Raw genomic sequence first — 17,154 nt, forward strand, 5'->3', positions numbered from 1 at the left:
CTGACCTTCAACGCTCAGGGGCAGCTCGCGGGGCCAGCGAACCACACCTGAAAGATCAGTCGGATTAGACAAGCCATCCTAGCTCGCTTCGAATAACGCCATGGCCTCGACATGCGCCGTCTGAGGAAACATATCGAGGATCCCGGCACGTTTTAACCTGTAGCCCTGCTTGATCAATTCGACCGTGTCACGGGCCAAAGTTGCCGGATTGCATGACACGTAGACCAACCGTTTGGCACCCAGGCTCGCCAAGTGGCGAACCACCTCGAAAGCACCGTCACGGGGTGGGTCCAAGAGTACCGCAGAAAAGCCTTCATCAACCCACTCGGCAGCACTCAGAGGCTGGGATAAATCGGCTTGAAAAAAGCGTGTGTTATGCAAATTGTTGCTGGCGGCGTTGTCAGCGGCGCGCGCCACCATGGCCGCCACGCCTTCCACCGCCACCACTTCCCGCACCTGCCGGGCCAGCGGCAAGGCAAAGTTGCCCAGGCCGCAGAACAGATCCAGCACCCGCTCCTGCGGTTGCGGCGCCAGCCACTCCAGAGCCTGGGCCACCATCGCCTCGTTGACCCCGGCATTGACCTGGACAAAGTCCCCCGGCCGATACGCCAGATGCAGATCCCAGGTTTCCAGGCGGTAGCCCAGGGTCTGCGAGGGATCCAGGGGCTGAGGCTCGCCTTCACCCTGCAACCACAACTGCGCCTGATGGAAATCGCAAAAATCCTTGAGGATCGCCAGGTCGCTTTCGGACAGTGGCGCCATGTGCCGCAACAGCAGGGCCAGGGCCGAACCGCTGAACAACTCGACATGTCCCAGCGCCTGCGGTTTGCTCAGGCGCCGCAACATGGCCGGCAAGCGGCTCATGATGGGTTGCAAGGCCTGTACCAGCACCGGGCAATCGTCGATGGCGACAATGTCCTGGCTACCAGCAGCACGGAAACCTACCTCCAGTTGCTTGCCCTTGGCGTCCCAGCGCACCGCCACCCGGGCGCGACGCCGATAGCCGAACTCGGGACCGCTCAACGGCGCCGCCCAGACCTCGGGTTCGACCCCCGCGACCTTGGACAACTGCTCGGCGAGCATGCGCTGTTTCAGGGCAAGCTGTTCGGCATGGGGCAGGTGCTGCACGCGGCAACCGCCACAACGCCCGGCGTGGGCACAGGCTGCCGGGCGGCGCAGCTCGCTGGCGCTGAACAGACGCTCGGTCCGGGCCTCCACCACCTTGCCATGGCTGCCCAGTACCCGTGCTTCGACTTCTTCGCCGGCCAGGGCTCCGCTGACAAACCAGGTGCGGCCATCGACAAAGGCGATGCCACGACCGTCGTTGGCCAGACGCTGGATGTTCAGGCGCTGCTTCTTGCCCACCGGAATCTGTGGGGCCCGACTGCCGCCCGCAGGCTGGAAGCGCAGGCCTCTCTCTTGCTTAGCCATCAGTTGGGCGCATCGAAGATGCCGGTCGACAAGTAACGATCGCCACGGTCACAGATGATCGCGACCATGACCGCGTTTTCCACTTCCCGGGACAGGCGCAGCATCGCCGCCACCGCGCCACCGGAGGACACGCCGCAGAAGATGCCTTCTTCCCGGGCCAGGCGCCGGGTCACGTCTTCGGCTTCGCTCTGGGCCATGTCGACAATCCGGTCGACCCGACTGGCCTGATAGATCTTCGGCAGGTATTGCTCGGGCCAGCGGCGAATGCCGGGAATGGCCGAACCTTCCATGGGTTGCAGACCGATGATCTGTACCTCGGGGTTCTGCTCTTTCAGATAGCGCGAAGTGCCCATGATGGTGCCGGTGGTGCCCATCGAGCTGATGAAGTGGGTGATGCTGCCCTGGGTCTGGCGCCAGATTTCCGGACCGGTGCCGGTGTAGTGGGCCTCGGGGTTGTCGCCGTTGGCGAACTGATCGAGCACCTTGCCACGGCCTTCGGCCTGCATGCGTTCGGCCAGGTCGCGGGCGCCTTCCATGCCCTCTTCCTGGCTGACCAGAATCAACTCGGCGCCATAGGCGGTCATCGCCGCCTTGCGCTCGGCGCTGGAGTTGTCGGGCATGATCAGGATCATTTTGTAGCCCTTGATCGCCGCAGCCATGGCCAGGGCGATGCCGGTATTGCCCGAGGTCGCTTCGATCAGGGTATCGCCGGCCTGGATCTGCCCGCGCAGCTCGGCGCGAGTGATCATCGACAGTGCCGGACGGTCCTTGACCGAACCCGCCGGGTTATTGCCCTCAAGCTTGAGCAGCAAGGTATTGCTGGTGGCGCCAGGCAGGCGCTGCAAACGAACCAGCGGGGTGTTGCCGACGCAATCGGCGATGGTTGGGTACTGCAAGGTCATGGCGTATTCGCAATCCAGACTGCGGGGGCGCCTATCATACCGGCAAACGTCCAAGCGCCATATCACGCAAAGTGTGGGACTTATGGCTTATTGATCTAAGGCCGGCCAGGGCCCGCGCTCAGGCTCCCGGCAAGCGCAGATGCAGGCGCAAGCCATGCTCGCGGTTCTGCGCCCATAACTGCCCGCCCTGACGCACCACTGCATTGCGCGCGATGCTCAGGCCCAGGCCGAAGCCGCCATCCCCCGGCCGCGATCCATCCAGACGGATGAACGGCGCGAAGATCCGCTCCAGGTCCTCTTCGGCCACGCCCGGCCCCTGGTCGTCCAGCCACAGGTGCCAATACTCGCCTTCCCGTTGTCCCGCCAGCGTAATCCGGGCGCCGCCCGGGGAATGGCGGATGGCATTGCGCAGGATGTTTTCCAGGGCCTGGGCCAGGGTATTGAGGTGGCCGCGCACCCAGCAATCGGCGTCCAGCTCACAGCACAACTGCGCCGCCGACCAGCCGCTTTCGAAGCAGGCGTTCTCGCTGAGCATCTCCCACAGCGCCTGGACCTGGATCTGCTCCACGGGCAATGGTCCGCGCTCGGTGTCCAGCCAGGCCAGTTGCAGGCTGTCTTCCACCAGGCGCTGCATGCCATCGACCTCACGGGCCAGGCGCTCGCGCAGCGCCCCCAGGTTCTGCTCGCTGTCGCAAGCCACCCGCAGGCGACTCAAGGGCGTACGCAACTCGTGGGACAGATCGCGCAGCAATTGCTGCTGCACGGCCACGGTGCTCTGCAAGCGTTCGGACATCTGATCGAAGGCCCGCCCCAGCTCTCCCAACTCATCCTTGCGCTCAGTGGTCTCGCTGGACAGACGCACATTCAGTTGCCCGGCACGCCAGGCATTGGCCTGCTCGCGCAGTTGCTTGAGCGGCACCACCAGCAAACGGTACAGACCGACACACAGCAAAAGCGTGAACAGGCCCGGGATCACACCGTTGGTGATCACCTGCCAGAACACGCGATAGCGCCCGGGCATGAAGCGCTGCGGCAGCTCGATCACCAGGCTGCCCAGGGACGGATCCCCGGGGAATGGAATTTTCAGCCACGGCAGACCATGAACATGCCGGCTCACCGGCCAGTGCGCACCGCGCAGGAAGGTCAGGCGCTGGGCCTCGGCCGGGGTCAGCGGCTGACTGCTCAGCGATTGCAGGTCGCTGCCGATGACGCCGACCCAGGTCTGCTCACGGCCGGCCATCTGCACAAGCCAGGCATCGACACCGGCACTCTGGCCGCTGTTCCAGGCTTGCTCGGCCTCAACGGCGTAATGCTCCAAGGTCGCCCGGGCGTCATCGGACAGGTACAGGTTCCTCTGCTCCACATAGCGCCCCCAGGACCAGCTCAGCCAGATCATCAGCAGACAGAACGCCACCAGCAGGCAGGCCAGTTTCCAGAACAGCGAATGCCGGCCGGGCAGTTCAGGCCAGCTCATCGGCGGCACTCAAGACGTAGCCCTTGCCCCACACGGTGCGCAACTCCCGCTCGCTGTAGCCCAGAGTTTTGAGCTTGCGGCGGATCTGGCTGACGTGCATGTCCAGGCTGCGGTCATGGGCCGCGTAGCCGCGCTGCAGGACATGCTGATAAAGGAAAGCCTTGCTCAGCACCTCATCGACGTTGCGATGCAGGGTTTCCAGCAGGCGATATTCGCTGCGGGTCAACCCGGCCCATTGCCCGGCAAACTGCACGTCGCACAGCTCGTCGTCGAAACTCAGGCTCTGCACGTTGCAGCTCGGTACCGGCGACATCGGCCGCCGATCCAGGGCCACCCGGCGCAGGATCGCCTCGATGCGTACCCGCAACTCGGTCAGGCTGAAGGGTTTGGGCAAGTAGTCGTCGGCTCCGAGGCGAAAACCGCTGATGCGATCGGCCTCCGCCCCCAGGGCCGACATCAGCAGCACCGGAGTGGAATGACTCTGGCGCAAGTGGGTCAGCAGAGTGAGCCCATCCATGCCGGGCAGCAGGATGTCCATCAGCACCACATCGAAGCGCTGGCTGCGGGCGATCCCCAAGCCTTCCTGGCCGTTGCGGCACCAGGTCACGGCGAAGCCGCAGCGACCCAACTGCTCATGCACATAGGCACCAAGCACCGGGTCATCTTCAATGGTCAGGATACGGGGAGGCTCAACAGCTACGGGAGTCATTAGCTTCTGCAAGTCATTCTCAGTTGGGCGATTATTCAAGATTGCCCGGAGCGCGGCAACCAATGCCTTGGTCGCAGGCATTCCAGCCACCGACCGCCAGTGCGCAATTTGCCAAGATCAGCCTTCGGCAAATCGTTACACTGCGCGGGTGGCGCATCACGGACGTGCCCGTAGACCTTTTAAAACAGCGTGGAAGCAGGAGAGTGGCGTGCTCAAGAAACTGGGAATCAAAGGCCGCGTACTGTTGCTGACCTTGTTGCCCACCAGCCTCATGGCCCTGGTGCTGGGCGGCTATTTCACCTGGATGCAGCTCTCCGAACTGCAGGCCCAGCTCCTGCAGCGCGGCGAAATGATTGCCGAACAACTGGCCTCGCTGGTGGCACCGGCGATGGGCAACCACAACGCGCAGATGCTCGAGCGCATCGCCACCCAGGCCCTGGAACAGCAGGACGTGCGCGCGGTGTCTTTCCTGGCCCCTGATCGCACGCTGGTGGCCCACGCGGGACCGAGCATGCTCAACCCGCCACCCAGCGGCAACGGCACGCAGATGATGCAGCGCAGCGGCAATGACGCGACCCGCTACCAACTGCCGGTATTCGGCCGCCATCGCAACCTGGCCGGCGACCTGATCCCCGATGAATCCGACCGCCTGCTGGGCTGGGTGGAACTGGAGCTGTCCCACAGCGGCATGCTGCTGCGTGGCTACCGCAGCCTGTTCGCCAGCCTGCTGTTGATTGCCGCCGGCCTGGCCGGTACCGCCCTGCTGGCGGTGCGCATGGGGCGCACCATCAACAACCCGCTGACCCAGATCAAGCAGGCGGTGGCGCAACTCAAGGACGGCAACCTGGAAACCCGCCTGCCACCCTTGGGCAGCCACGAACTGGATGAACTGGCCTCCGGCATCAATCGCATGGCCAGCACCCTGCAGAACGCCCAGGAAGAACTGCAGCACAGCATCGACCAGGCCACCGAAGACGTGCGCCAGAACCTGGAAACCATCGAGATCCAGAACATCGAACTGGATCTGGCGCGCAAGGAAGCCCTGGAAGCCAGCCGCATCAAGTCGGAGTTCCTGGCCAACATGAGCCATGAAATCCGCACACCCCTCAACGGCATCCTCGGCTTCACCCACCTGCTGCAGAAAAGCGAGCTGACACCGCGCCAGCTGGATTACCTGGGCACCATCGAAAAATCCGCCGACAGCCTGCTGGGGATCATCAACGAAATCCTCGACTTCTCGAAAATCGAAGCCGGCAAGCTGGTGCTCGACAGCATTCCGTTCAATCTGCGGGACTTGCTGCAGGACACCCTGACCATCCTCGCCCCGGCCGCCCACGCCAAGCAGCTGGAACTGGTGAGCCTGGTCTATCGCGACACGCCGTTGTCGCTGGTCGGTGACCCGCTGCGACTCAAGCAGATCCTCACCAACCTGGTGAGCAACGCCATCAAGTTCACCCGCGAAGGCACCATCGTCGCCCGGGCCATGCTGGAAGAAGAGCACGAAGACAGCGTGCAACTGCGCATCAGCATCCAGGACACCGGCATCGGCCTGTCGAACCAGGATGTACGCGCCCTGTTCCAGGCCTTCAGCCAGGCCGACAACTCGCTGTCGCGCCAACCCGGCGGCACCGGGCTCGGGCTGGTGATCTCCAAGCGCCTGATCGAGCAGATGGGCGGCGAGATCGGGGTCGACAGCACGCCGGGTGAAGGTTCGGAGTTCTGGATCAGCCTCAACCTGCCCAAGACCCGCGACGATGCCGAGGACCTGCCCGGCCCGCCGCTGCTGGGACGACGGGTGGCGGTCCTGGAAAATCACGAACTGGCCCGCCAGGCCCTGCTGCACCAATTGGAAGACTGCGGCCTGGAGGTGACCCCGTTCAACACCCTGGAAGCCCTGACCAATGGCATTACCGGGGTGCACCAGAGCGATCAGGCGATTGACCTGGCGGTGCTGGGCATCACCAGCAACGACATGTCTCCCGAGCGCCTGAGCCAGCACATCTGGGACCTGGAGCATCTGGGCTGCAAGGTCCTGGTGCTGTGCCCGACCACCGAACAGACGCTGTTCCACCTCTCGGTGCCCAATCCCCACAGTCAGTTGCAGGCCAAGCCGGCCTGCACCCGCAAACTGCGCCGGGCCCTGTCCGATCTGGTCACTCCGCGCCGGCCCCGCAGCGAGCCGGAGGAACCCCTCTCCAGCCGCGCACCACGGGTGCTGTGTGTCGATGACAACCCGGCCAACCTGCTGCTGATCCAGACCTTGCTGGAAGACATGGGCGCCAAGGTGCTGGCGGTGGACAACGGTTACGCCGCGCTGAACGCGATCCAGAACGAGCCTTTCGACTTGGTGATGATGGACGTGCAGATGCCCGGCATGGACGGTCGGCAAAGTACCGAGGCGATCCGCCAATGGGAAAGCGAGCGCCACGGGACACCGCTGCCGATCGTCGCCCTGACCGCCCACGCCATGGCCAACGAGAAGCGCGCCCTGCTGCAAAGCGGCATGGACGACTACCTGACCAAGCCCATCAGCGAACGGCAACTGGCCCAGGTGGTGCTGAAATGGACCGGCCTGGCCCTGCGCAACCAGGGCCCGGAACGGGCCAGCGAACGCTCTGAAGTGAGCCTGGAACTGCAAGTGCTGGATCAGGACGAAGGCCTGCGCCTGGCCGCCGGCAAGGCCGATCTGGCAGCGGACATGCTGGCCATGTTGCTGGCATCCCTGGAAGCCGATCGTGAGGCGATCAAAGCCGCCCGGGCGGCCAACGACCATGGCGCCTTGATCGAGCGGGTGCACCGTCTGCACGGCGCCACTCGTTATTGCGGGGTGCCGCAGTTGCGTGCCGCCTGCCAACGCAGCGAAACCCTGCTCAAGCAGGAGGACGCCAAGGCCTTTGCCGCCCTTGACGAGCTGGACCACGCAATCGGTCGCCTGGCCGCGGAGGCGCGGATCAACGCCTGACCCAGGGCAAGACCCGAACAGTGCCCGGCAGGCATGCTGGGCGCCCCGAACAAGGATGCAAGCATGCGCACGATTCTATTCAGCAGCCAGAACTACGACCGCGAGAGTTTTCTCGGCGCCAGCCTGCCGGCGGGTATCGAACTGCAGTTCCAGGCCGCCCGCCTGAGCCTGGACACCGTGGCCCTGGCCGAACGCCATGAAGTGGTCTGCGCCTTCATCAACGATGACCTGAGCGCCCCGGTGCTGGAACAACTGGCCGCCGGCGGCACTCGCCTGATCGCCCTGCGCTCGGCCGGCTACAACCACGTCGACCTGGCGGCGGCGCAGCGCCTGGGCCTGGAGGTGGTGCGAGTCCCGGCCTATTCCCCGCATGCGGTGGCCGAGCACGCGGTGGCCCTGATCCTGGCGCTGAACCGGCGCCTGCATCGAGCCTACAACCGCACCCGCGAGGGCGACTTCACCCTGCACGGCCTGACCGGCTTCGACCTGGTGGGCAAGACCGTGGGCATTGTCGGCACCGGGCAGATCGGCGCCACCTTCGCCCGGATCATGGCGGGTTTTGGCTGCCAACTGCTGGCTTACGACCCCTTCCCCAATCCGGCCGTGGAAGCCCTCGGCGCCCGTTATCTGGAGCTGCCGCAACTGCTGGCCCAGGCGCAGATCATCAGCCTGCATTGCCCGCTCAATGACCACAGTCGCTACCTGATCAACCAGGACAGCCTGGCCCACATGCAGCCCGGGGCAATGCTGATCAATACCGGGCGCGGCGGCCTGGTGGATACCCCGGCGCTGATCGACGCCCTGAAAAGCGGGCAACTGGGCTACCTGGGGCTGGATGTCTACGAAGAGGAGGCGCAACTGTTCTTCGAGGACCGCTCCGACCTGCCCCTGCAGGACGACGTGCTGGCCCGGCTGCTGACCTTCCCCAACGTGATTGTGACTGCGCACCAGGCGTTCCTGACCCACGAAGCCCTGGCCGCCATCGCCGAGACCACCTTGCACAACATCGCCAGTTGGGCCGCAGGGCAAGCGCAGAATCGGGTCCTGGGGTGACATCCGCGCGGGCTGATCGAAGGTCGCCTGCCCGCGACCTGCGGCGCAGGGGCCCGTGCTAGCATACGCGGCAGATTTGGAGGACCCATGGTCGAACACGATTTCCGCTACAACCTGATGAACCCGCAACACACCCTGATCGAATGCCGCGCACTGTTGCCGGGCCGCTATCAAGTCACCGGCAACGGTGGCTCCATCCGCACCGACGACGTGCTGCTGGTCACCCTCAAAGGCAGCAAGGACCTGTCCATGCGCCTGACGGTGGAGACTGTGCGCCACCTGATCAATCCCGTCGGCCAATGGGTCGCCGTGGCCCGCGGCCCGGTATTCGGCGAACTGGCGATTCACCAGTGGCAGGTCAACTGCGACAGCTGCGCCGCCACCCTCGACTTCGAGTTCGCGGTGGATGCCAAGCTGGGCAACAAGGCCCAGAAGCCCGCCGCCAGCGCGCGGATCGCCGAACTTGGCTGGCGCAGCGAAGGTGAGCAGCACCGCTGCCCGAAATGCCAGCAGGCCGGCCAATGAAACGCCTGATGCTGACCGCGGCGCTGGGGGCCGGCCTGCTGGGCTGCGCCGCCGAGCCGCTGAAGCTGCAGCAGGACCGCAGCTATGTTCTGGAATGGATCGGTGAGCGTCCGCTGATCGATTACAGCCACCTGACCATCACCCTGGGCGAGGATGGTCGCGCCTACGGCAATGGCGGCTGCAACCATTGGTTCGCGCCTTACACCCTGGACGGCGAGAAGCTCAGCTTCGGCAAGGTCGGCAGCACCCGCAAACTCTGTGCCCCGGCCTTGATGGAGCAGGAACGCCGCTTTCTGCAGGCCCTGGAAAACGTCGAACGCTGGGATGTCTCGCCGATCGAGCAAGTGCGTTTCTGGCCCGCCGAAGGCAAACCGTTGCGCTGGTGGCTGGAAGAAGGCTGATATTCCTGTAGCCGCTGCCGAGCCTGCAAACGGCGAACCACATCCGGGGGCCTGAATCTCCAGCGAGCTTCAGGCCCCCGCATTCCTTCAGGACCTTCGCAGCCTGGCCAGCCGCTAGCGTCCAAGCGCCATCAATGCCCGCGCAGGGCCTGCAACTTGGCCAGCACGCCCGCAGCCGTCTGCTCCCCCATCATCTGCTCACGCACCTTGCCCTTGTCGTCGATGATGTAGGTCACCGGCAGCGCCTCGCTGCGTGGCAGTTCGAAGAGTTCCGCCGGGTTCTGCGCCAGCACGGTGAACTTGATCCCCAGCTTCTCGCTGGCGTTCTTGAGTTCTTCACCCTGCACATTGTCGAAATTGACCCCCAGCACGGTGGCCGACTGGCCCTTGAGCTGCTCGTCCAGGGCGTTCAATTCAGGGATCTCGGTGCGGCAAGGGCCGCACCACTCGGCCCAGTAATTGAGCACCAGCCACTGCTTGTCGATACGCTCGACGGCGACTTTCCGGCCATATTGGTCGACCCCGTAGTCATTGCCACAGCCGCTCAGCAGCAGGGTTGTAATGATCGCCAATGCCGCCGCCAATTGCCTTGCCATGCGCTGTTTCCTGTATTGAAAGATGTCTTGAATAACACTGCCGACCCCGGGTCGCTGCGACCTATCGACTCCCAAGGTTCAGGAGAGCCCGTCGCGCGGGTAGAATAGCCGCCACCTTACGCAAGATGCGACCCGCACATGACCGATCTGACGCTTTATCACAACCCGCGCTGCTCGAAATCCCGCGGTGCGCTGGAACTCCTGGAACAACGCGGCCTGGCCCCGACCGTGGTCCGCTACCTGGAAACCCCACTGGATGCCGCCCAATTGCAACGCCTGCTGGGCAAGCTCGGCATCAGCGCGCGCCAGCTGCTGCGCACCGGCGAGGACGAGTACAAGAGCCTCAACCTGGCCGACCAGAGCCTGAGCGAAGAGCAACTGATCGCTGCCATCGCCGGGCACCCGAAACTCATGGAACGCCCGATTCTCGAAACCGCCGACAAGGCCATCATCGGTCGCCCACCGGAAAATGTGCTGGAGATTCTGCCTTGAGCGCGCCGTACATCCTGGTCCTGTATTACAGCCGCAACGGTTCGACCAACGAGATGGCCCGGCAGATCGCCCGCGGCGTCGAACAGGCCGGCCTGGAAGCCCGCCTGCGCACCGTCCCGGGAATTTCCACCGAATGCGAAGCCGTGGCCCCGAGCATCCCCGACAGTGGTGCCTTGTACGCCAGCCTCGACGACCTGAAGCACTGCTCGGGCCTGGCCCTGGGCAGCCCGACCCGCTTCGGCAACATGGCGGCGCCCCTGAAGTACTTTCTCGACGGCACCAGCAACCTCTGGCTGACCGGCGCGCTGGTGGGCAAGCCCGCCGGTGTGTTTACCTCCACCGCCAGCCTGCACGGCGGCCAGGAAGCCACCCTGCTGTCGATGATGCTGCCGCTGCTGCATCACGGCATGCTGATCACCGGCCTGCCCTACAGCGAGTCGGCCCTGTTGGAGACCCGTGGCGGCGGCACCCCCTACGGCGCCAGCCATCACGCCGGAGCTGACGGCAAGAGCCCGCTGGACGAGCATGAAATCGCCCTGTGCCGGGCCCTGGGCCTGCGCCTGGCGAAAACCGCCCTGCAGTTGGAGAACGGCCGTGGCTAAGAAGCCGAAGATCCTGCCGACGGTGCAATGGCTGGAACCCCGGGTGCGTCTGGCCCGGATCACCAGCCTGATCTGTTTCTTCGGCCTGGTGGGCCTGCTGTGTGGGTATTACCTGCTGGTGGCCGACCTGCACGGTGCCCGGCCCTGGGTGATCCTGCTGATCGAGTTGGTGCCCCTGCTGCTCATGGCACCCGGCATGCTCAGCGGCAGTGCCCGGGGACACGCGTGGATGTGCTTTGTGGTCAACCTGTACTTCATCAAGGGCGCGCTGGCGGCCTATGACCCGAATCGCCAGCTGTTCGGCCTGCTGGAAATGTTCGCCAGCCTGGCGGTGTTCACTTCGGCGCTGCTCTACGTGCGCTGGCGCTTCCAGCTCAACCGCCGGCTCGCCGGCGAAGGCGCCACCCCGGCCTGAACCTGACGCAAGTTCCCCGGTCCCGGGGAACTTGTATCGCCAGTCAAGGCCCCAACCCTGTTCAACCGACTCTCCGACCGCCCCTCCAGGAGCAGGCATGCACGATTACAAATGGCTGAATGAATACTGTCTCAACCGCTTCGGTTCCGCCGCGGCCCTGGAAGCCCAACTGCCAACCCCGGCAAGCAACGAGTATCTGCGTGCCTTGAGCGCTGATCGCTACCTGTCGACACTGGCATTGCGGGTCTTTCGCGCGGGGCTGAAACACAGCCTGGTGGACGCCAAATGGCCAGCGTTCGAACAGGTGTTCTTCGGCTTCGATCCGGACAAGGTGGTGCTCATGGGCGCCGAACATCTGGAGCGGCTGATGCAAGACACGCGGATCATTCGTCACCTGGGCAAGCTCAAGAGCGTGCCACGCAATGCGCAGATGATCCTCGACGTGCAACAGCAGCACGGCAGTTTCGGCGCCTTCATAGCCGACTGGCCGGTGCAGGACATCACCGGGCTCTGGCAGTACCTGGCCAAGCACGGCAACCAGATGGGCGGCCTGTCGGCGCCACGCTTCCTGCGCATGGTGGGCAAGGACACCTTCATCCCCACCTGGGACGTAGTGGCCGCCCTCAATGCCCAGAACATCATCGACAAGGTGCCCAGCAGCAAACGCGACCAGGCGCTGGTGCAAGCGGTGTTCAACCAGTGGCAAGAGGAAAGTGGTCGTCCCCTGTGCCAGCTGTCGGCGATGCTGGCCTACACCGTCAACCACTGATCCCCGCTCCCTCTTGACTGCTTCTGCCACGGACAGTGGCTGGAAGCAGTCTTGCATCGCCCCTCTCCCTCCTTTGGCTGACAGAACGCTGAACTGATGCGCAGTTTTTCCACGCCGTTCTTTTTCTCAGGCTACAGTTTCTCCGGCTTGTCATAGACACCAGGACCAGCAGCGTTAAATAGCCGCCACGCGCAGATTCCCTGCGTCCGCCGGTTAACGAATAACAACGTTTCTTTCAAGCCAACAGGCTGAGTAACGGCTGTCTGGTCTTAAACAGGCACGTGCCGCGCCATTCGTTTTTTTCACATCGCTTTCACCAATCTGAGACCTGGACTCCCTTAAGTTGGGGGCCAGTGACTACGCTGGTGCCGGTGCGCATGTCGGTCTGCTGCAGAACACTAGTTCCAACCCGAATTAAAAGTATTTCTCAAAAATAGATTCAGGTAAGCGACGTGCACAACATCAAACAAACCAGACCCCGGGCCGACACCGCCCGCATTCGGCGCTCCGGAAAGATCATCATCAGCGCGCTCACTATTACCCTGATCGCCCTGATAAGCGGTTTTGTACTCTGGCCGGCGACTCCTCTGGATCTCGCTGGCGATCATCAGATGCAACGCAGCGGAATCTATCAACACTGGAAAGCCGGAGAAGTCATCGCCCTGGTGCGCCACGCCGAGCGCTGTGACCGATCGGCCAACCCCTGCCTGGGCCCCGCAGATGGCATCACCCGCCTGGGCAGTGCTACCGCGACCGACCTGGGCAAGGCCTTCCGGAGCATCGGCATGGACCGTACCGACGTCATCAGCAGCCCCATGACCCGTACCCTGCAAACCGCACAGGCCATGTTCAATCAGGTCACCAGCTCTCAGGATTGGTTGTTGAACTGCGCCGACAACTTCGAGAACGATATAAAGGCCCACAAGCTTCAGGGGCGCAACCTGATCCTGGTCACCCACAGCGGCTGCATCAGCGATCTGGAGAGCCGCATGGGCTTCGCCCATGCCCTGGCCACCGAGTACACCAGCTCCTTGTTCCTGACGCTCGGTGCAGACGGAAAACTGCAAATACTGGGAATACTGAACGCCAAGAGCTGGCCACAAGTACTTAAAGAAGCGCCGAACAATTTGTAACTCTTTTTGACAACTAGACAACAGACTTCATTCAGCGAATCGACAGACTAACAGCCCACATTTAATTGACTTTATTGCAAGTTGCACTATTAGAGAGCAGAGCATTTTTCATAAAAACCGCTATAAAAAATGCAGCCATTAAAAACCGGGCAGCACTCACGGAGTTTCAAGCGATTTGTAGATGCCGTCATCGCTGATCCTCAACTCGCCCCGGCCATGCAACTTGCACGTTGAAATCCTTACCTGACTTCGAGGACAGAAATGCACCGCACTTTACCCACCCGGCTTATGGAACGAGCGCCACACTTTCAGGCAACACTGTGCGTGGGAGTAGCAACGGCATGATCAAGCGTTGGGCGTTGCCATTTCTGCTGTTGGCCTTCAGCCTGTTCTACCTGCTGCCGCTGGCCAGCCATGGCCTGTGGATTCCCGATGAAACCCGCTATGCGCAGATCAGCCAGGAAATGCTCCTCAGCGGCGACTGGGTCGCGCCGCACTTCATGGGTATCCGTTACTTCGAAAAACCCATTGCCGGTTACTGGATGATCGCCATCGGCCAGGCAGTGTTCGGCGACAACCTGTTCGGGGTGCGCATCGCCTCGGCCCTGAGCACCGGTTTGAGCGTGCTGCTGGCTTATCTCATCACGCGCCGGATGTGGAACGATCCACGCAAGAGCTTCGCCGCGGCGCTGCTGTACATGAGCTTCGGCCTGATTGCCGGGCAAGCCGGATACTCCAACCTCGACCCGCAATTCACGCTGTGGGTCAACCTGAGTCTGGTGGCCCTGTGGTTCGCCCTGGACAGCCAGGCCACACGCGCTCGCCTCCTGGCCTGGGCGGTGCTCGGGGCGGCGTGCGGCATGGGCTTCATGACCAAGGGCTTCCTGGCGTGGCTGCTGCCGGTACTGATCGCCCTGCCCTATATGCTTTGGCAACGTCGCCTGGGCGAACTGCTGCGCTACGGGCTGGTGGCGGTAGTGGTGGCCATCGGTATCAGCCTGCCCTGGGTGCTCAGCGTGCACGCCCATGAGCCGGACTTCTGGCGCTTTTTCTTCTGGCACGAGCATATTCGGCGCTTTGCCGCCGAAAACGCCCAGCACACCCGGCCCTGGTGGTTCTACCTGCCTCTGCTGGTCGTCTCCTGCCTGCCCTGGGCATTGCTACTGCCCGGCACACTGATGCAGGCCTGGAAGGACAAGCGCCAGGCCAACAGCGGTTTTCTGCTGTTGTGGTTGCTGCTGCCGCTGGTGTTTTTCAGCCTGAGCCGGGGCAAGCTGCCGACCTACATCATGCCGTGCCTGCTGCCACTGGCGGTGCTCATGGGTAACGCACTGATCGACCGCGTCAGCGATCGCCAGGGTCGAGCCATTCGCCTCAACAGCCTGCTCAATCTGCTGATCGGCGTGGGGGCACTGGTGGCGTTGCTGGTGATCCAGCTCACCCGGCCGGTTTATGGCCACAACGAAATGCTCAGCCTGTCCCTGGTGTTCATCATGCTGATGGGCTGGATCATCGCCAACCTGCTGCCGGCCTCCAGGCCGCTGCAATACTGGCCCGCCCCGGCCCTGGGCATCTGGCTGCTGGTGGCGCTGCTGCCCGCCGGCATGCCCGGACTGATCGTGCACAACGAGATGCCCGACCAGTTCATCAAGGAACATCTGCAAGAGCTCAAGCAGACCAAGACCCTGCTCAGCAATGACCTGGGTGCGGCCTCGGCCCTGGCCTGGCGCCTGCAACGTCCGCAGGTGTCGCTGTACAACACCGAGGGCGAGCTGAAATACGGCCTGGCTTATCCAGACTCGGAACAACGCAAGGTGAGCATGGCCGACGTCGGACAATGGATGACCGAGGCTCGCAAGCAGGGCTCCGTGGGCGTGGTCATGCGGGTCAAGAACGTGGTGGAGAACGAGGAAGTCGCGCTGCTGCCAGCGGGAGGCAAGCGCTATGAAGAGGGCAACCTGCTGATCCTGATCGTGCCACAGAGCCAGCCGTAGCCTGCCCCGTGAGCCAGCCAGCGTCAGCGTCGAGCCGTTCGGCGCTGACGTTTTTTTTGCCTGTCCGGCCCTGCGGGCCCGTGCAGTCTTTTCGAGTCAGTCCATGGAAATCCGTCTATGAATCTCGATCACAGCGAGCGCAAGGCCCTGATCCTGCTCCTGGGCGTATCGGCCCTGATCCTGTTGCTGGGCCTGGGCTCCCGCGAGCTGTGGGGCCCGGAAACCCGCTGGGCCAACATCGCGCTGCAGATGCTGCAGAGCGGCAATTACTTCGACCCGTACCTCAAAGGCACGCCCTACTACGACAAGCCCCTGCCGTCCTACTGGCTGATCACTGCCAGTGCCTGGCTGATGGGCGGACTGGGTCACTGGTCCTTGCGCCTGTCGTCGGTACTCGCCGCCTGGCTGAGCATCTGGCTGGTGTACCTGATCGGTGAGCGACTGTTCCACAAAGGCACCGGTCTGATCGCCGGCTGGATGCTGGCCACCACGTTCTATTTCGCGTTCTGGGCGCGGGTAGCCACCGCCGACATTCTCACGGTATGCGGCGTACTGGCCTCTATCTGGTGGTACTGGCGAGATCCGGACGACACCCGCCTGAGTCGTTACACGGTGTTCTTCCTGCTGCTGGCGGCCACATCGCTGCTCAAGGGGCTGATAGGTTTCGTCTTGCCGGGGCTGGCCCTGCTGCCTCACCTGCTCAGCCAGGGCCGCTGGAAACGCCACCTGAATCTGCGCCTGTGCCTGGCCCTGGTGGTGGCCGGCCTGCTGTACATGGTGCCGTTCCTGCTCTCGCACCTGTACGGCACACCGACCTACAGCCAAAGCGGCCTGGACCTGGTGTTTCGGGAAAACGTGGTGCGCTTTTTCGACCCGTTCGACCATCAGGGGCCGATCTATACCTACCTGATCTACCTGCCGGCCTATACCTTGCCCTGGGTTCCCTGCTGGCTGCTCGGTCTGTGGATTGCGGTGCGCCACTGGCGCCAGTTGCAGCCCAACGAGCGCTGGCTGGTCTGGGCCCTGGGCCTGCTGTTCCTGTTCTTCACCGCCAGCGGCAGCCGACGCAGCTATTACGTCTTGCCGCTGGTGCCCTTCGCCCAGCTTTTGGGGGCCTGGTGGCTGAACCGGCACCTGCAGCAAAAACGCGCCAGCGGCAAACCCGCTGACCGGCGCTGGACCCTGGGCTTTGCCGGCGCGGCCGTGGTGCTGCTGTTGGTACTGGGAGTCGCCTATCCCTGGAGCAATGGCGGTGGCGGAGTGATGCAGTTCGGCGCCCAGGTGAAAACCGAGGCCAGCCGGATCGCCCCCTGGAATCAATGGCGCATGGTGCTGGTGGAAGTGGACAACAAATTGCCGATGTACCTGCAGAACCAGGGAGGTGCGTTCTACTACGTGCCGCAAACCGCGGATTTTCCTCGAACGGGCACGAGCGCCGACTTCATGGCCTGGCTGGACAAGACCAGCGGCCAGCACTGGGATCCTCAGCGCACCTTGATATTCGTGCAGCAGAGCAAGGATCAACCCTTGATGCTGGAATACCTGGGCAACGACCATCAGCTGATCCGCACACGGCCCACCCACGGTGAGCGCCTGGCGAAGAAATCCGCAGAGGGCAGCGTGGCCTTCGTGCCGCAGGTGCCGGGCACCTGAAGGCAGGCCGCGGCGCCCCGGGACTCGGGACGCCGCGGCCCTG

The 17,154-nt window shown here is 63.5% G+C and carries 16 protein-coding genes; 11 read left to right on the plus strand and 5 right to left on the minus strand.

Going from position 1 to position 17,154, the window contains the following annotated elements; translation table 11 throughout:
- Positions 1 to 78: 78 nt before the first annotated feature.
- The 4 genes from rlmD to PST29_RS22105 all read right to left on the minus strand — a co-directional run bounded on the left by rlmD (position 79) and on the right by PST29_RS22105 (position 4,516).
- Positions 79 to 1,431 (minus strand): 23S rRNA (uracil(1939)-C(5))-methyltransferase RlmD, encoded by a 1,353-nt coding sequence (gene rlmD / locus PST29_RS22090; RefSeq protein ID WP_060844358.1) that lies wholly within the window; start codon positions 1,429 to 1,431, stop codon positions 79 to 81.
- Entirely contained in the window at positions 1,431 to 2,333 is a 903-nt protein-coding gene (gene cysM, locus PST29_RS22095; protein WP_060840551.1) for a cysteine synthase CysM, read from the minus strand. The genes rlmD and cysM overlap by 1 nt, the downstream gene beginning before the upstream one ends.
- Positions 2,334 to 2,451: 118 nt before the next feature.
- Positions 2,452 to 3,807: a sensor histidine kinase gene (locus tag PST29_RS22100; protein WP_060844359.1), complete on the minus strand. Its 1,356-nt coding sequence runs from the start codon at positions 3,805 to 3,807 to the stop codon at positions 2,452 to 2,454.
- Positions 3,794 to 4,516 carry a response regulator transcription factor gene (locus PST29_RS22105; RefSeq protein ID WP_060840553.1) on the minus strand — a complete coding sequence of 241 codons (723 nt, stop codon included), beginning with the start codon at positions 4,514 to 4,516 and terminating at the stop codon, positions 3,794 to 3,796. Before PST29_RS22105 ends, PST29_RS22100 begins: the two co-directional genes overlap by 14 nt.
- A gap of 208 nt (positions 4,517 to 4,724) precedes the next feature.
- Here PST29_RS22105 and PST29_RS22110 point away from each other — a divergent pair, with 208 nt between their 5' ends.
- The 4 genes from PST29_RS22110 to PST29_RS22125 all read left to right on the plus strand — a co-directional run bounded on the left by PST29_RS22110 (position 4,725) and on the right by PST29_RS22125 (position 9,457).
- Positions 4,725 to 7,478, plus strand: a complete 2,754-nt coding sequence (locus tag PST29_RS22110; protein WP_060840554.1) for a response regulator — start codon at positions 4,725 to 4,727, stop codon at positions 7,476 to 7,478.
- A gap of 63 nt (positions 7,479 to 7,541) precedes the next feature.
- Complete coding sequence (locus tag PST29_RS22115; RefSeq protein ID WP_060844360.1) at positions 7,542 to 8,531, plus strand: 2-hydroxyacid dehydrogenase; 990 nt, start codon at positions 7,542 to 7,544, stop codon at positions 8,529 to 8,531.
- 87 nt (positions 8,532 to 8,618) lie between these two features.
- Positions 8,619 to 9,056, plus strand: coding sequence for a hypothetical protein (locus tag PST29_RS22120; RefSeq protein WP_060844361.1), 438 nt, complete (start codon positions 8,619 to 8,621; stop codon positions 9,054 to 9,056).
- On the plus strand, positions 9,053 to 9,457 hold the full coding sequence (locus PST29_RS22125; RefSeq protein ID WP_060840557.1) for an META domain-containing protein: 405 nt from the start codon (positions 9,053 to 9,055) through the stop codon (positions 9,455 to 9,457). The genes PST29_RS22120 and PST29_RS22125 overlap by 4 nt, the downstream gene beginning before the upstream one ends.
- Positions 9,458 to 9,588: 131 nt before the next feature.
- On the opposite strand, the gene PST29_RS22130 is transcribed toward PST29_RS22125, so the two are convergent.
- A complete protein-coding gene (locus tag PST29_RS22130) occupies positions 9,589 to 10,053 on the minus strand; it encodes a TlpA disulfide reductase family protein (RefSeq protein ID WP_060844362.1) in 465 nt (154 codons plus the stop codon).
- 138 nt (positions 10,054 to 10,191) lie between these two features.
- Here PST29_RS22130 and arsC point away from each other — a divergent pair, with 138 nt between their 5' ends.
- From arsC to PST29_RS22165, 7 genes are all read left to right on the plus strand, one after another.
- Positions 10,192 to 10,545, plus strand: coding sequence for an arsenate reductase (glutaredoxin) (gene arsC, locus PST29_RS22135; RefSeq protein WP_060840559.1), 354 nt, complete (start codon positions 10,192 to 10,194; stop codon positions 10,543 to 10,545).
- Positions 10,542 to 11,147: an NAD(P)H:quinone oxidoreductase gene (wrbA, locus tag PST29_RS22140; RefSeq protein WP_060840560.1), complete on the plus strand. Its 606-nt coding sequence runs from the start codon at positions 10,542 to 10,544 to the stop codon at positions 11,145 to 11,147. The genes arsC and wrbA overlap by 4 nt, the downstream gene beginning before the upstream one ends.
- On the plus strand, positions 11,140 to 11,562 hold the full coding sequence (locus tag PST29_RS22145) for a DUF2069 domain-containing protein (protein WP_060840561.1): 423 nt from the start codon (positions 11,140 to 11,142) through the stop codon (positions 11,560 to 11,562). The genes wrbA and PST29_RS22145 overlap by 8 nt, the downstream gene beginning before the upstream one ends.
- 97 nt (positions 11,563 to 11,659) lie before the next feature.
- Complete coding sequence (locus PST29_RS22150; RefSeq protein WP_060840562.1) at positions 11,660 to 12,331, plus strand: DNA-3-methyladenine glycosylase I; 672 nt, start codon at positions 11,660 to 11,662, stop codon at positions 12,329 to 12,331.
- Positions 12,332 to 12,942: 611 nt separating this feature from the next.
- A complete protein-coding gene (locus PST29_RS22155; protein WP_082729341.1) occupies positions 12,943 to 13,464 on the plus strand; it encodes a histidine phosphatase family protein in 522 nt (173 codons plus the stop codon).
- A gap of 341 nt (positions 13,465 to 13,805) precedes the next feature.
- Entirely contained in the window at positions 13,806 to 15,458 is a 1,653-nt protein-coding gene (gene arnT / locus PST29_RS22160; protein WP_060844363.1) for a lipid IV(A) 4-amino-4-deoxy-L-arabinosyltransferase, read from the plus strand.
- Between the two features lie 117 nt (positions 15,459 to 15,575).
- Positions 15,576 to 17,111, plus strand: a complete 1,536-nt coding sequence (locus PST29_RS22165) for an ArnT family glycosyltransferase (RefSeq protein ID WP_060844364.1) — start codon at positions 15,576 to 15,578, stop codon at positions 17,109 to 17,111.
- Positions 17,112 to 17,154: the final 43 nt, after the last annotated feature.

It is taken from the genome of Pseudomonas sp. St29, from assembly GCF_001547915.1.
Lineage (GTDB): Bacteria > Pseudomonadota > Gammaproteobacteria > Pseudomonadales > Pseudomonadaceae > Aquipseudomonas.